The 17,895-nt window shown below is 34.4% G+C and carries 4 protein-coding genes; 3 read left to right on the top strand and 1 reads right to left on the bottom strand.

The annotated features are described in order from the left end of the window. The first annotated feature begins 83 nt into the window (after positions 1 to 83). The 3 genes from JEY78_RS05535 to JEY78_RS05525 all read left to right on the top strand — a co-directional run bounded on the left by JEY78_RS05535 (position 84) and on the right by JEY78_RS05525 (position 16,532). Positions 84 to 8,699, top strand: coding sequence for a choice-of-anchor D domain-containing protein (locus JEY78_RS05535; RefSeq protein ID WP_291847758.1), 8,616 nt, complete (start codon positions 84 to 86; stop codon positions 8,697 to 8,699). Positions 8,700 to 8,703: 4 nt separating this feature from the next. Next, positions 8,704 to 12,177 carry a M14 family zinc carboxypeptidase gene (locus tag JEY78_RS05530; RefSeq protein WP_291847755.1) on the top strand — a complete coding sequence of 1,158 codons (3,474 nt, stop codon included), beginning with the start codon at positions 8,704 to 8,706 and terminating at the stop codon, positions 12,175 to 12,177. Positions 12,178 to 12,728: 551 nt separating this feature from the next. After that, positions 12,729 to 16,532 (top strand): PA14 domain-containing protein, encoded by a 3,804-nt coding sequence (locus JEY78_RS05525; RefSeq protein ID WP_291847752.1) that lies wholly within the window; start codon positions 12,729 to 12,731, stop codon positions 16,530 to 16,532. A 158-nt stretch (positions 16,533 to 16,690) separates the two neighbouring features. On the opposite strand, the gene JEY78_RS05520 is transcribed toward JEY78_RS05525, so the two are convergent. After that, positions 16,691 to 17,869 carry an acyl-CoA dehydrogenase family protein gene (locus JEY78_RS05520; RefSeq protein WP_291847748.1) on the bottom strand — a complete coding sequence of 393 codons (1,179 nt, stop codon included), beginning with the start codon at positions 17,867 to 17,869 and terminating at the stop codon, positions 16,691 to 16,693. Between the last annotated feature and the right edge of the window lie 26 nt (positions 17,870 to 17,895).

Raw genomic sequence — 17,895 nt, 5'->3', positions numbered from 1 at the left:
AATTTATTGATTGGGTTATGCAAAATTAGTTTTTTTAAAAAAAAGACGGTAGTTTTGTGTAACCCAATATATTATATTATACTATGCGTACTTTTAAACCCCAATTTAAACAGCTACTGTTTAGCCTCTGTGTTTTTATTTCTTTAAACACATTTTCACAAACAACAATTGCAAGCCAAAATTTTGATACTCCAGGTTTATCCTATGTAGGTTCAGATGCAGGTGTTATTATTGATGCCGGTTCCGGTGTAAGCGGTTCAAATTCGTTATGGTTCGGTAATTCTTCAAGTTCAAATATAATTTTTGATAACGTAAATATCTCATCTTATACTAATGTAGCAGTATCTATTTCTTTTGCTTCTATAAATGCAAACAATGGTAAGGATTTATTTTTAGATATTTCTTATGATAATGGAGTTAATTGGCAACCTGAGGTTAAGTTAATTGAAGGAGAAAATGGTAGTGGAGGTGAGGATTGGCCTTGGGGAACACCGGACAACGATCCTTTAGGTGTTGTTGTAACAACAAACCCTTATATTTATAATGTTCCAAATGGAAATAATCAAGTTAAGATTAGAGTAAGAGCGTCAAGTGCAGATAACAGATATTTTTATATTGACAATATTTTAGTTCAAGGTACATCTACATCTACATGCACTGCTACAGGTACTATATTATTAGAGCGTTATGATGGAATAACAGGGACATCAATAGCAAATTTGCTTGCAGCGCCTAATTACCCAAATAGCCCAACCACAAATTCATTACCAACATCTTTTGAAGCTCCAACGAATATAGCAAATGACTATGGTGTAAGAATTAGAGGTACAATTTGTGCTCCAGAAACAGGCACATATTACTTTTGGGTGGCTGGAGACGATAATGTGGTATTAAATCTTTCTACTGATAATACGGAGGCAAATAAAACACAAATTGCTTATCATAATAATTGGACCAACAGTAGAGAATGGAATAAATATACAACTCAAAAATCTTTAGGTATAACACTCATTGCTGGACAATCATATTATATCGAAGCCTTAATGAAAGAAGGTGCTGGAGGTGATAACTTAGCAGTTGGTTGGCGAAAACCTAGTAATGGAGACGCGGCTTCACCTTTTGAGGTGATACCAGGCACTTATTTGTCACCACCAAAAACCACGTACTGTGATCCAACTTATTCTTCCGGCACAGGATTTGGAGATTATATAGATATTGTAACATTAGGAACTTTAATCAAAACCAGTGGAGCATCTTCTAGTCCGTATTATTCTTTTTTTAATTCGGAAACCATCCCAGATTTAACACAAGGTTCTACGGCTTCAATTTCTATAACTTTTGGTTCAGATGGGAACCAATATGCTGCTGTTTGGATAGATTTTAACCAAGATGGAAATTTCGATGCTTCAGAAGGGTTTCTTGCTTCTGGTAGTACAGGATCAAATGGAACAACTACAATAAATATTACTGTTCCTGCTGCGGCCTTAACTGGAAATACTAGAATGAGAGTTAGAGGTGGTGATGATTCGGCTTTAGGTACCAATCAAGCTTGTGGTGCTTCCAATAGTAGTTATGGAGAAACCGAAGATTATATTGTAAATATTGTAGCTCCAGCACTTATGCCTGAAATTAATATACAAGGAAATGGGGCAAATATAGTAGATGGAAGTGCATCACCAACAACTGCTAATCATACTGATTTTGGAAATGTAAATACATCTGGAGGTACATTAGTACGCACTTTTACCATTCAAAACTCAGGATTAGGGGTTTTAAATTTAAGTGGAACACCACGTGTTGCTATTTCAGGAGCCAATGCCGGTGATTTTACAGTAACAGTTTTACCAAGTGCTACAGTAGTAGGTTCTGGTGGTAGTACTACGTTTCAAATTACTTTTGATCCTAGTGCCGATGGCATAAGAAATGCCACAGTGACTATTGTAAATAATGACTCCAATGAAAATCCATACGATTTTAGCATTAGAGGTACAGGAATAACATCTTGTACAAATCCGGCAGCACCTACATTAGTATTACCAAGTGGAGCAACTTCAATTTGTAACGGTAATAGTTTAAATTTAAATGCTACATCCGCTGGAAATACTATTTATTGGTATACGCAAGCTACTGGTGGTTCAAGTATTGGAAGCTCAGTAAGTGGCGCTAATTTTTCAGTATCACCAACTAGCAATACAACATATTACGCAGAGGCACGCACTATTGCAGGAGGTTGTATAAGTGCAACCCGAACTGCAACGGCATTAATTACGGTGAACAACCCACCCACAGCAACCATAAATTATTCAGGCACTCCTTTTTGTAAATCAGTAAGTACAGCACAAGGAGTAACATTAACGGGCACAGGTTCATATACCGGAGGAACGTATAGTGCGTCGCCATCTGGATTATCAATTAATTCAGGTACAGGCGTTATTACACCAAGTACAAGTACGGCTGGTACGTATACAGTAACGTATACTATTGCTGCTTCAGGCGGTTGTTCAGCAGTTATTGCAACAAGATCGGTTACTATTACGTCAGTTCCGGTAGCAACTTTCAGTTATACAGGAACGCCATATTGTTCTAATGCGGCAAACCCATCACCTACATTTAGTGGAGGAGGAACGGCAGGAACATTTTCATCTACAGCAGGTCTTAATTTTGTAAGCACTTCAACAGGGCAAATAAATTTAGCAACAAGTACGCCAGGAACCTATACAGTTACAAATACCATTACAGCCTCAGGAGGTTGTAGTTTAGTAAGTGCCACTTCAAACATAACTATCAATGCAGCACCCACAGCTGCCATAAATTATTCAAGTACTTCCTATTGTAAATCAGTGAGTACGACACAAGGAGTAACATTAACGGGCACAGGTTCATATACCGGAGGAACGTATAGTGCGTCGCCATCTGGATTATCAATTAATTCAGGTACAGGCGTTATTACACCAAGTACAAGTACGGCTGGTACGTATACAGTAACGTATACTATTGCTGCTTCAGGCGGTTGTTCAGCAGTTATTGCAACAAGATCGGTTACTATTACGTCAGTTCCGGTAGCAACTTTCAGTTATACAGGAACGCCATATTGTTCTAATGCGGCAAACCCATCACCTACATTTAGTGGAGGAGGAACGGCAGGAACATTTTCATCTACAGCAGGTCTTAATTTTGTAAGCACTTCAACAGGGCAAATAAATTTAGCAACAAGTACGCCAGGAACCTATACAGTTACAAATACCATTACAGCCTCAGGAGGTTGTAGTTTGGTAAGCGCAACCTCAAGTGTAACAATTACTCAATCACCAACCATCACAGGCACAACACCTGCTTCAAGACCAGATGCAGGATCACTTACATTAGGAGCAACAGCTTCTTCTGGTACTATTTCTTGGTATGCAAATTTAACTGGGGGTTCACCATTGGCAACAGGCACTAGTTTTATAACACCTGGGATTATTTCCACAACAACATATTATGTGGAGGCAAGTAATGGTTCTTGTGTTTCAACACCAAGAGTTCCAGTAGTTGCAACAATAGATTATGCTGAAATTACAGTATTAGGAAATGGAAATATAATTTATGATGAAGATATTACCCCAATTACAACAGATTATACAAATTTAGGGTCTAGCGGAATTGGAGCTGGTTTAACAAGAACATATACTATTCAAAATTCGGGAACAATAAATTTAACTGTTGGGACAATTACAATTTCTGGTGTTCATGCATCTGAATTTGTTGTAACTGCTGCTCCAGCAGCTTCCGTAGCTCCTTCAGGAAGTACTACTTTTAGCATAACCTTTACACCAACTGCTTTAGGTACTAGAAATGCCAATGTTTCTTTTGTTACCAATGATCCAGATGAAAACCCTTTTAATTTTGATATTGCTGGTACGGGAACAACAGGATTAGTGCCTGAGATTAATCTTAAAGGGCTAGGTGGTAATAACATTAATGATGGAGAAGCGGGGACCTCAACTGCAGCTGGAACTGATTTTGGAAATGTTACATTACCAGGAACGGTAGTTAGAACTTTTACCATACAAAATACAGGAACTGGTCCTTTATTATTAACAGGTGTTCCTATTGTTACAATTACTGGAAGTAGTTATTTTACTGTTACAGCACAACCAAGCAGCAATACTATTGCAGCTGGAAATAGTTTAACATTTCAAATTACATTCAACCCTGCCGTTACAGGTACTGCATTAGGTATTGTTAATATTTATAATAATGACTCTAATGAAAGTATTTATGATTTTGCTATTAAAGGATCGGCTGGAGTTTCAGGTAGAGAAATTGATATACAAGGAAATGAAGTTTCAATTATAGATGGAGACACTACACCAAGCATTTTAGATCAAACAGATTTTGGCGTAACTGATGCGACTACGCCAATATCAATGGTTTATACAGTGCATAATTTTGGAGATAGCTCATTAACTATAAATTCAGTTGTTTCAATAACAGGCGCTAATAGTTCTTTGTTTTCTGCAACACCTTTAAATTCGTCCCTAGCGGCCGGAGGCGTTGACTGGTTCGTGATTACTTTTACACCTACAGCCGCTACAGGCGTTAAAACGGCAACTATTACAGTAACAAGTAATGATGCTGATGAAGGAACCTATGATTTTGTTATTAGAGCTGAGGTACAAAATATTCCAGTGCTTACTGTTGCTCCGGGAGGTGTTACATCTAATCTGAAATTTTGGTTAAAAGCAGATAGTAATATTGGTAGTGTAAGTGATAATAACACAATTTATACGTGGTATGATCAAACCTTTGGAAGTACTAAAAATGCGATATCTAAATTTTCTAAAGAGCCGAAATTTCGCAATAATGCTACCAACAATGTAAACTTCAATCCTGTAGTGTATTTTAATGGAAACAATTACATGTCTGGAGGACAAGGTTTTAATGATATTGATATGTTTGTTGTTGTAAAACCAACAAATAATGTAAACTATACATCAAACGCAATGGATATTTATTGTGGTGATGATATTTCACTAAATGGAAGTAGTCAAGATGTTACAGGTTTTGAAATGGGAAATACTTCAGCTAGACATACCAATGAATTAATGGCGTACAACCAAGGAGCTGGTACAGGAACAGTAGGTTTTGGAGTTGCAGAAATTAGTACCACTAAATTTTATACGGGTGTAAATATTTTTAACCCACGGAGAAATGCCACATATCCAACAGTAAAAATGGATATTTTAAATAATGGAAATACGCTTACCACTTCGGCAGTTAGTAATAGTGCTTATAAAAACATTGTTAACTCAAGATATTGGTTAGGTAGAAGTGAGTATTGGGATGCAAGTTATGATGGGGATATTTTAGAAATTATCAATTACAATGTTAGAAATTCTGATGCTGATAAACGAAAAATTGAAACCTATTTAGCAATAAAATATGGTATTACTTTAGGGAATAATGGAACAAGCGTAGATTATGTGAACTCAGCAGGAACTATTATTTATGGTGCAGGGGCTAGTTTTAATTATAATATTGCAGGAATTGGAAGAGATGATAAATCGCAATTGAATCAAAAACAATCAAAAACTGAAAATACTGTAAATGATATTACAATTGGATTGGGTGATATTTATAGCACGAATTCTAGTAATCCAAATATGTTTACAAATGATAAAGACTTTTTGGTTTGGGGTCATAATAATAATACGTTAAGCGCCCAAACACCTATTATTGTAAATTTAAGTGCTGGAATATCTGGATTATCTACGCCTGTTGATTTTACCCCAATAGGTAGAGTTTGGAGAGTTGTTGAATCTGGGGGAAATGTTCCTGCCGTGAAGGTTTCTATTCCTTCAATTTTGTTAACAGCTACTTTAAATCCACCGGGAGATTTTCTTATGTTTATTTCCGATAGTCCTATATTTAGTCCAAGTGCTGAATATAGAATAATGTCTACAAATGGTTCAAATTTAGAAACTAATTTTGATTTTAATGGAACTAAATATATCACATTTGGATATGCTCCAGAAAGAACATATTCGCGTTCTATTTTCTTTAACGGATCTACCGATTATTTAGATGCAGGGAATAAATTAAATTTAAATAGTGCTTTTACAATTTCTGCATGGATTAAAAAAGCTGCGAATGATAATTCAATAGTTTCGAAACGAAATAGTTCATTTGCCAACGGTGGATATGATTTCAAAATTAATGCAACAGGCCGTCTTGAAATGATTTGGAAAAATGGAACTACACAAACTATTACTTCATCGGTTATTATACCAAACAATATTTGGCATCAAGTTGCTGTGGTTTATAATGGTGTTGAGGCAAAATTATATATTGATGGAGTTGAAGATGTTACGCAAACCAAAAACTTAACGGCTCCTATTTCTAATACGGAATCCTTTTTAATAGCAGCAGCAGACGGATTAGCAACAACGTCCTTTTTTCAAGGAAATATTGATGAAGTTAGAATTTGGAATGTTGCATTAACACAAGAGCAATTGCGTTTTATAATGAATCAAGAAATTCAAAGGGATGGAACAAAAGTATCAGGTTCTTATTTTAAGAATTTAAGTATTACCCCATCAAAAAATGATATTAATTCTGTTGATTGGACAAATTTAAAAGGGTATTATCCAATGAGTACCTATACATTTACAAACTGTAAGGATGCTTCAGATAATGGAAATACCGCTGCAATTAAAAATTTAGTTACTGTTGATTTTCAAACAGCACCGCTACCATATATTTCAGCAGCTAGTACAAGTTGGAATTTAAATTCAACTTGGCAAAATGGGTCTGCGCAAACAATACCTGGCGAAGCTTCCATTATTGCAGCCACTTTTGATAGAAATGGAGATACTTTTATAAATAGCAACGATAATTACACCATTGATTGGAACATTGTTCAAATTAGTAATAATGTTACTTTAGAGAATTCAAGTTTACCATCGGCTAATTTTGGAAATAGAACGGTACTTGGTTTGTTTGTAGATGCTACAAAACAATTAGAAGTTACGGGTACAAATCCAACTAGTACGGACTCATACTCAGGTACTGGAAATGGGATTACCGTAAGTCATTATTTAAATTTAAATGGAAAAATTGACTTGCAAGGGGAATCCCAATTAATCCAATCAACAGATAGTGATTTAGTGGCAGGAACCAATGGTGTATTAGAACGTGATCAACAAGGAGTAGGAAACAAGTACAGATATAACGATTGGTCTTCACCAGTTATTAAAACAGGAGCAACAGTAGGTTCAACTTTTACAGTTGCAGACGTGTTAAGAGATGGAACTAATCCAAATGCATTTCCTCTACCTAACATTTCATTTGTTGGTGGTTACGATGGAGCAATAGGATTTCCATTAAAAATAGCAGAGTACTGGATTTATAAATATGCCAATGATAGTCATAACAATTATAGTAAATGGGACCAAATTAAAAGTACTGGAGCTTTAATTGCTGGAGAAGGATTTTTAATGAAAGGTACTGGAATATCAGGCTCTTCAGATCAGAATTATGCTTTTGTTGGGAAGCCAAATAACGGTGATGTTACCTTAACAGTGAATGATAATAATGATTATTTAATAGGGAATCCTTATCCATCAGCAATTGATGCAGAGGCATTTATTTTAGATAATCCTAATATAGAAGGAGGGACTATTTATTTTTGGGAACATTATGGTGGAAATGATCATATATTAAAAAATTATCAAGCAGGGTATGCAACTTTTAACTTATCTGGAGGTACAAAAGCAACCAGTTATTTTGTAGGGAATGGTGGCAACTCTTCAAAAAAACCAGGGCGATATATTGCTGTGGGTCAAGGATTTTTTGTTCAAGGAAATGCTATTGTTGGCGCAAAAACAATCAATTTTAAAAATAAACAACGAATTTTTGTTAAAGAAAATATTGTTGATGCAGACACCATTTCTGTTTTTATGAAATCCTCGAATCTAATAGCAAAAAAGACAACAAATGCTGTAAAAGTTGCAAGTGCATTAAAGGATAAACGATTAAAAATTTGGTTAGACTTTGAAACGCCAAAAATTGATTCAAGGCAATTGTTATTGACATTTGATGAAAGAGCTACGGAACAGGTAGATTGGGGATTTGACGGGCCAATTTATGGTGAGCAGCAAGATGATTTATTTTGGATGATAGCTAATAAAAAATTCACAATTCAAGGGATGAACCCACAAACCAATTTAAAAGATATTCCACTGGGTTTAAAATTGAGTACTACAGGAACCGTAAAAATAAAAATTGATAAAATTGATAATGATATAGCTGATATGCAACTATTTTTAAAAGATAGTTTGTTGCAAAAAACATATAATTTAAAAGAGAGTCCGTTTGAGCAAGAATTAGAAGCAGGTGAATATAATGATAGATTTTACTTAGTGTTTAAACCTATACCTCAAGTAATTGAAGAAGATCCAGATGAGATTATTGAAGTTGTTTTGGGTGGTCATATATTTATGAATAATGAAATTTCTGAATTGCAAATTAAAAGTGATGCTGAAACCAAAATTTCTGAAATTAAACTAGTTAATTATATTGGTCAAACTATTAAAACTTGGAATCAAAAGTTTGAAGATGATAACATTTCCTTACCGGTGAAATTGGTTACAGGTGTGTATATTGTGCAAATTAAAACTCAGAAAGGAACGATTAATAAAAAGATAATTATAAATTAAATTCATGAATTTCAATAAATTAAAATCAAAAATAGTATTCATTGTTATTTTTTTAAATTCTTTTGTTCTTTTTTCTCAAAATGAAAATCTAGATCATACGCATAGTAAAAAAATAAGAATCAATAACCCTACATCGGCTGTTTTGTTAAAAGTACAAGAGGCAGGTATAGATTTAAGATGTGGTGCTTTTTTTGAAGATAATACCTTGTTTATGGAGCTTAATTCATCTGAAATTGAAAGTTTAAACAAAGCAAAAGTCCAGTATATAATAGAAATTGAAGATCTCGCAAAATTTACTTCTGAAAGAGTTGCGATTGATTTACCTATTGCCAAAGCACAATTAGAAGTTGAAAAGAATAAAAAAAAATTAGGTATAAAATCAACAAATAATGAGAAAAGCTCGGCATCAATAACAAGTGTTATAGTGGATAACTATCTACAATATGCGGGGCTTAATGAAGTTGATTGGATGACACCTACTAATTTTAATTTAGGAAGTATGGGTGGCTGTTTAACGTTTAGTGAAATGAAGGCTGAGTTAGATCAAATGTATACTTATTCTCAAACCAATGGACTTAACATAGTATCTCAAAAAGCAAATGCATCCTCATCTGGGCAGAAAACTTGGGGAAATCCATCTGGAACTATCACCAATCCACAGAATAATGGACCCGCAACTTATACAGGTCAAGGTAATACTCGATGGGATCCAGAAACCATATGGTATGTAAGGATAACTGGAAATCAAAGTGGTACTCCAGAAAATACAAAACCGCAAATGTTATTTACATCTATGATCCATTCTAGAGAAGTAAGTGCTTTAATGAATAACATTTACTTTATGTGGTATCTTATTGAAAACTACAATACCAATCCAGCCATAAAAGAGTTAGTGGATAACAATGAATTATATTTTGTTCCTGTTGTAAATCCTGATGGTTTAAGATGGAATGAACATATAGATTCAGTGGCAGATGGATTAGTTGATGATGGTGGTGGGATGCAACGCAAAAACTTAAGACCTCTTACAGGTGGAACCGGAAACACTTCTGTTGATAGAGGGGTTGATTTAAATAGAAATTTTGATTACTTCTGGGGCTATAACAATATTGGTTCTTCAGGAACTCAAACCGCATCAAATTATAGAGGTCCAAGTAGAGCCTCTGAACCAGAGACGCAAATAATGGTTAATTTTATTTTAAATCGAAATTTTAAAACTTCAGTTTGGAATCACTCATACGCCAATTCAGTTCCACATCCTTATGGTGGTATTCCTACCAAAAAATCAGGACGAGAAGACGAATTTTATAGATGGCATGAAGAAATGACAAGGTATAACAGGTATTTGTACGGAGCTACTATATTTTATGAATCTAATGGATTACCAGATGATTGGATGGCAGGTAGTTATGATAATGGTATTGATCCTCCTGTTGCTGACCTTAATGGTTCTTTTGGCTCTGGACAAGGAATATTAGGAACTACACCAGAACATGGGAGTTCAGGTTTTTGGCCTGCTCCATCATTAATTGTTCCTATAGCTAAACAGTCTATGAGAATTTCTTTCGGAACTGCTTATTATGGTGGAAAATATGCAAAACTACATGACTTAACGCAAAGTAATATTACAAGCATAACATCTGGCTTAAATTTTGGAATTGAACGTATTGGCCAAACAGGGAGTGACTTTACAGTAACTGTAACACCAATATCTTCTAATATCAATAGCATTTCATCACCAGCTACTGAAATAGGAATGAATGTTTTAGAACAGAGAACAGTTACAGCTACTTTAGAGTTAAACCCTGCCATTACTGCGAATGAAAAAATAGAATATAATGTGAAGTTATCAAATGATAATGGTATTATTTATGAAGCTAATTTTGAAAAATATTACCAACCTACTGTATTATTTAACCATATTCCAGACACCAATGGTTTAACTGGCTGGACTCAATCTGGTGGTTGGATAAATAGTACTGCTGATGCATATTCTAATACGAATTCCTTAAGTACTGGAACATATTCTAATAATGCAACTAAGACACTAACAACAACAAATAGTTATGATTTTTCTAATTCAACTGAAGTTTTGGTTCAGTTTTATTCAAAATGGGATATTGAAAGAAATTATGATTTTGTTGAGGTCTTAGGTTCTCCTGACGGTGGTACTAATTGGATATCTCTAAAAGGAAAATATACCAAACCAGAAGCAACAAGCGCTACTACAAGTCATGATAATAAAAGCGCTACATATGCAAATTTTCAAGCTAATAGTAAAGGTCAAATATATGATGGTGATAGAATGGATAATTGGGTGATGGAAGAAATAGTTATTGATGATACATATTCTACACTACTTAATTCGAGCACTGCGAAAATTAGGTTTAATTTTAGAACAGACGCTTTAAATGTATCTGAAAATTACTCAACAACATCTGATGGTTTCTTTATTGATGATTTTAAAATTATAAAAGTCGTAGAGCCTTGTGTTTTAAGTGTTCCTACTAATGTTTCAGTGATTGCTATAACTGCAGATTCTGCAACAGCCAGTTGGGATAATATTCCATCAGCTACTTATGATTTAAGATATAGAGTTTTTGGCGCATCAAGCTGGATAGATGTAAATAGTTTAGTTAGTGCTAATTATAATTTTAATAGTTTAAGTGTATCTACACAATATGAAGTTCAAGTGAGAGCTAAATGTGCAACTAATAGTTCTAGTTATAGTTCTTCTTTAACATTTACAACTTTAGCAGCGAATTATTGTCCTTCGCAAGGAAACTCAATTGCTTTTGAATATATAAGTAACGTGCAATTAAATAGTGTAAATAATAATTCTCAATCAACAACAAGTTTAGGGTATTCTGATTACACCAGTTCTGTTATTTTTCCTAATTTAGATTTGAATTCTATAAATAATACAATATCAGTAACTAAATATTGGCCAAATGGTATATATAGCGAAGCGGTTGTTGTATGGATTGATTATAATAAAAACGGAACTTTCGAATCTTCAGAAATCGTTTTAAATACAGCATCAAATACGAATACACCTGTTTCAAATACTTTTACAGTTCCTGGGACAGCAACGTTAGGGAATACAAGAATGAGAGTTAGTATGAAATATAATGCAGCTCCATCTTCTTGTGAAATTTTTGCAGAAGGCGAAGTAGAAGATTATACGGTAAATATTATAGATTCTACCCTAGGCATTGAAGATGAAATCTTAAGTACGTTTTCTATCTACCCAAATCCAGTTTCAACAGGTGAGATTACTATTAAAATGCCAAATGAGATACATGATTTTGATATTACAGTTTCCAATGTATTAGGGCAAAAAGTATATGCTAAAAAGGTGCAAAATAACTTTGATAATACGGAATTGGTAAACACTACTAATTTTATGTCGGGGATTTACTTTATAACAGTGAGCACGCAGCTAGGGAAGGCAACAAAAAAGTTAATAATTAATTAAAATTTAACAACACCATAAAAACAAAACGCCCCTATTCATCTTTTGATGAATAGGGGCGTTTTATAAAATCAATTTTCAATTTATTGTCACTTCGAGCGCAGTCGAGAAGTCGTCACACACAATAGGCTAAAGATAAGCATCATCATTTCCTCCTTCATAATCATGATAATTATAGAAGTAGTTTGTATTGTAACTCAGTAGTTGCGCAACTAATTTCAAAAGGTGCACAACTAATTTAAAAAGTTGCACAACTAATTTAAAAAGGTGTACAACTAATTTTAAAAGTTGCGCAACTATTGCATATTTGATTAGTAAGTTTAAAATGAGGCTTTTAGAATTTCAACTATAAATTCCATTTTTTTCGTTGATAATTTAACGTAATTTAAGATGAAACTTGATTGTTTGATGATTAACTTTTCTATAATTAGCTTTTTTAATTTAAACTGCTTATTTTTGCCCGGTCCCAATAAATTGATTATATGTGTAGTAGGTTTACCATATTGAATAGAGTGCTGCTGTTAATTTTTAGTAAAATAATAGAACTTAACACTATGATTTTATTTAAAAAATACATCGGTTTCTTTATTTTATGTTTAGTTACCTCAACTATATTTTCTCAACAATATAGATATATACGCGTACAAAAATCAGGGACTAATACTACAAACTATATAAATTTAGCTGAAATACAAGTAATTGATATTGATGGTGTTACCAATAGGTCTTTAGCTGGTACAGCTACGTTAAGTACAACCTATCCAGGAGGTGATGCAAGTAAAGGAAATGATAATAACACAAATGGAAATTGGAGTGCTGGTTCTATACTTCATTCTAATGGAACAAACACGAATGATTGGTGGGAAATAGATTTAGGAGCTTTGTATACATTAAGTCATATAAATATATATAACAGAACAGATTGCTGCTCGGATCGTTTAAGTAATATGTATGTAATGGCTTCAGATACACCTTTTAATACTTCTGGGAATAATACAGCAAACCTTACAGCTGCATTGGCAAATTCCGATTTTACATATCAATTTGGTGCAATTACAAATAGCACAATGCAAGTTGTAACTTTCCCTACTTATTGCACTTCTTATGGAAATACAACATATGATACAGGTATAACATTAGTTTCTTTTAATTCAATAAATAATGCTACTGGGCCTTCAAAGTTGAATGGGTATGAAGATTTTACAGGCTTATCTACCAATGTAATACTGGGGTCATCACATAATTTAACAGTTAATGTTAATACTGATGGAAATTATTGGGTTAGGGTTTATGCTTGGATAGATTGGAATCAAGATGGTATTTTTACAAATTCAGAGCGTTATGACCTTGGAAGAGTTAGAAACGTTACAAATGGAGCAACAAATAATTCACCTTTGTCAATAACTATTCCTAACACGGCTATGTTAGGTGTTACAAGAATGCGTGTATCAGCTAAATATGATAGTTATGCTGGAAGTTGTGAAACTAATTTTGACGGAGAAGTTGAAGATTATTCTATAAATGTGACTCCAGTGACACCAACAATCACTACTGGCTCCATTTCCACAACTACTTATTGCTCTGGGTCATCAGTAAATGTTCCATTTACCATATCAGGAACATATAATTCTGGTAATGTTTTTACTGCGCAACTATCAAATGCATCGGGTAGTTTTACTTCGCCTGTAAATATTGGGACACTAACTTCAATTGCTGCAGGAACTATTTCAGGAACTATTACTATTGGTACTTTAACAGGAACAGGCTATAGAGTACGAGTAATAAGCAATAATCCATCAATTATTGGAACTAATAATGGTGTAAACATAACTATAAATTCTACACCAACAGCGCCGGTAATTGGCACAATTACACAACCTACTTGTACGGTTGCAACTGGGAGCGTAGTTTTAAATAGTCTTCCTTCAGGTAATTGGTTGTTAACAAGAACCCCAGGTAATATTATAACCCCAGGTAATGGAGCTAGCACAACTATTTCAGGTCTTGTTCCTAATACCTATAATTATACTGTTAACAATTTGGTGGCAGGTTTAACCGGACAGTATTTTAATAATATGACGTTTACTGGTTCTCCTGCTTTAGTTAGAACTGATGCAACAGTTAATTTTAACTGGGGTACCGGAAATCCAGGTAGTCCAATAAATAATAATAATTTTTCTGTAAGGTGGTCAGGATTTATTCAACCATTATATACTGAAACATATACCTTTAGAACAAATAGTGATGATGGCATTAGACTTTGGGTTAATGGAGTACAAATTATTAATAACTGGACAGATCACGGACCAACAATAAATACAGGCACAATAAATCTAACTGCTGATGTAAAGTACACTATTGTTTTAGAATTTTATGAAAATGGAGGAGGAGCAGTTGCTGAACTTTCATGGAGTAGTCCAAGTCAGGCACAACAAATAATTCCATCATCACAATTATTTTCAAGTGGTTCATGCACCTCACCTATTTCTGCCAATGTTGTTATTAATGGTGCACCAACTTCAACCACTTGGACAGGATCAACCAATAATAACTGGAACACAGCAACAAACTGGAGTTGTGGAACTGTTCCAACAATGAGTACCGATGTTATTATACCATCTTCGCTCGCTTCAGGAAATTATCCAATTATTTATAGTGGAGATCCTTATGGAAAAGCCAATAATATTGAAATTCAAAATAATAGTGCGACTACGCTAGAAATTAGAGATAATTATATACAAATTGCAGGAACTTTACTATTAAATGGTGTCATGGATTTAGTTGGAGAAGGGCAATTATTGCAAACAGCAACTAGCACAGTAGATGATGCAAGTACTGGATATATAGAAAGAGATCAACAAGGACAAGGAAATAAATATCGTTATAACGATTGGTCTTCCCCAGTAATTAAAACTGGAACTACAAACGGCACAGCATTTAAAGTACCTGATGTTTTAAGAGATGGAACAGACCCAAGTAATCCTATAACAATTGACTTTGTTGGAGGGTATGATGGTGCTTTAGGAACACCAATAAAAATTGCACATTACTGGATGTATAAATATGCAAATTCAACGAGTGGTGATTATAATGCTTGGCAGCAAATCAGAAATACGGGAACCTTAAAACCTGGTGAAGGGTTTTTAATGAAAGGAACAGGTGCGCCAGGTTCACCGGATCAAAATTATGTGTTTGTTGGGAAACCAAATAATGGGATAATTGGTTTAACAGTAGCTGGAAATTATGATTATTTAGTTGGAAATCCATATCCTTCAGCAATAGATGGTTTTCAATTTTTATTAGATAACAGTCCTTCAGGAACTGGAGCTATTGGTGGTGGCGGTGCAATTTATTTCTGGGAGCATTATGGAGGTAATTCTCACAATTTAAGAGATTATCAAGCAGGGTATGCCACATTAACACTCAGTGGTGGAGTACCTGCAACAGCAGGAGCGCTTGCAGGAGTTAGTTCAAGTGGTACGCCAGTAAAAACACCAGGAAGGTATATTCCTATTGGACAAAGCTTTTTTGTTGTTGGAGATGCTGATGGAGGAACTATTGAATTTAACAACGGGCAAAGAGTATTTGTAACGGAAACAAATGCTACTTATTCCATTTTTATGAAAGGTGTGGCGCAAAAGACTACGAAAGAAAGTAATGTGCTTGTTAGTGATACGAGACCAAAGTTTAGATTAGGTTTTAGTGGCGCTAAAATTGATCATCGTCAAATTTTATTTACTGTTGATGAGCATACAACCGATGGAGTTGATTGGGGGTACGAAGCTGAAATTTATGAACTATTTGAAGATGATATGTTCTGGACAATTGATGATAAAAAATATGTAATACAAGCCTCCAATAGCGTTGATATCAATAAAGAAATTCCATTAGGAATTACTTCAAGTGGAGGTTCAATTGCCATTAATATGGATGCGTTGGAAAATGTAGATGATAGCACAGATCTTTTTATAAAAGATAGCCTTACGGGTGTTTTACATCCTATAAAAAGTCAATCATTTGAAATTGATTTACCAAAAGGCACGTATTTAAATAGATTTTCATTTGTGTTTAAAACGCCAATAGCCCTAGAGCCTGAAGAACCTGCAGAAGAAATTTTAAGTGATGGAATTCAGGTATTTATGGATAATTCCATAAAGGAGTTACAAATTAGAAAATCTACAGCTGAAGAAATTGAAACCGTTATTTTATACAATAGTTTGGGACAAATGTCTGGTTACTGGAAAAAGGATTTTTCCGGAGATTCATTTTCTTTACCAGTAAAAGCCGCATCGGGAATTTATTTTGTTCAGATAGATACAAAGAGTGGTAAAATAAGCAAAAAAGTACTTGTAGAATAATACGAGAAGTGGCTGTTTAAAAAGAATCATTTTCGTCAACCTGAACTTGTTTCAGGTTCTCATAATTATTGATGATAATATGGTGAGATTCTGAAACAAGTTCAAAATGACGGTCTTCAACTCTTTTTAAACAGCCGCTTTTTTATTTTAAACAATCCCTATTTAAAAGCTGGAATTCCTGTAATATCAAACCCAGTGATTAATAAATGAATATCGTGCGTACCTTCATAAGTCACCACACTTTCTAAATTCATCATATGACGCATTATGGAGTATTCTCCAGTAATTCCCATAGCACCTAATACCTGACGTGCTTCTCTCGCTATTTTTAAAGCCATATCCACATTATTTCTTTTCGCCATAGATATTTGAGCAGTGGTGGCTCTTCCTTCATTTTTAAGGACGCCTAATCGCCACGTTAATAATTGCGCTTTGGTAATTTCAGTAATCATTTCAGCCAATTTTTTTTGCTGCAATTGTGTTCCTGCAATAGGTTTATCAAATTGTATTCTTTCTTTTGAATAACGTAAAGCGGTATCATAACAATCCATAGCAGCACCAATTGCCCCCCAAGCAATGCCATAACGTGCAGAATCTAAACAACCAAGTGGCGCTCCTAAACCATCTTTGTTAGGTAAAATATTTTCTTTTGGAATTTTAACGTTATCAAAAATTAATTCGCCAGTAGCAGAAGCTCTTAAGCTCCATTTGTTATGCGTTTCAGGCGTTGTAAATCCTTCCATTCCGCGTTCCACAATCAACCCTTTTATTCTTCCTGCTTCATTTTTTGCCCAAACAACAGCAATATCTGCAAACGGTGCATTTGAAATCCACATTTTAGCGCCATTTAATACATAATGATCGCCCATATCTTTAATCTTTGTTTCCATGCCACCTGGATTAGATCCGTGGTTTGGTTCTGTTAAACCAAAGCAACCCAATAATTCACCGCTGGCTAATTTTGGTAAATATTTTTGTTTTTGAGCTTCATCACCATATTTCCAAATAGGATACATCACTAATGAAGATTGGACAGAAGCTGTGGAACGAACGCCAGAATCTCCACGTTCAATTTCTTGCATAATGAGTCCATAAGAAATTTGATCTAATCCTGCACCACCATATTCTTCAGGAATATAGGGCCCGAAGGCACCAATTTCTGCCAATCCAGAAATAATGGATGTTGGAAATTTTGCGTGTTGTGCGGCTTCTTCAATAATTGGAGAAACGGCTCTTTTTACCCATTCGCGTGCTGCATCGCGCACTAAAAGATGTTCTTCAGATAATAAATCATCTAAATGATAATAGTCTGGTGCTTGAAATAAATCTTGTGACATTACTATTTTAATTTTGGTTTCACACA

This window comes from Lutibacter sp. (genome assembly GCF_016342705.1).
In the GTDB taxonomy this organism is placed as follows: Bacteria; Bacteroidota; Bacteroidia; order Flavobacteriales; family Flavobacteriaceae; genus Lutibacter.
The sequence above is the reverse complement of the archived record's forward strand: the minus strand, read 5'-3'. Positions and strand labels throughout refer to the sequence as shown.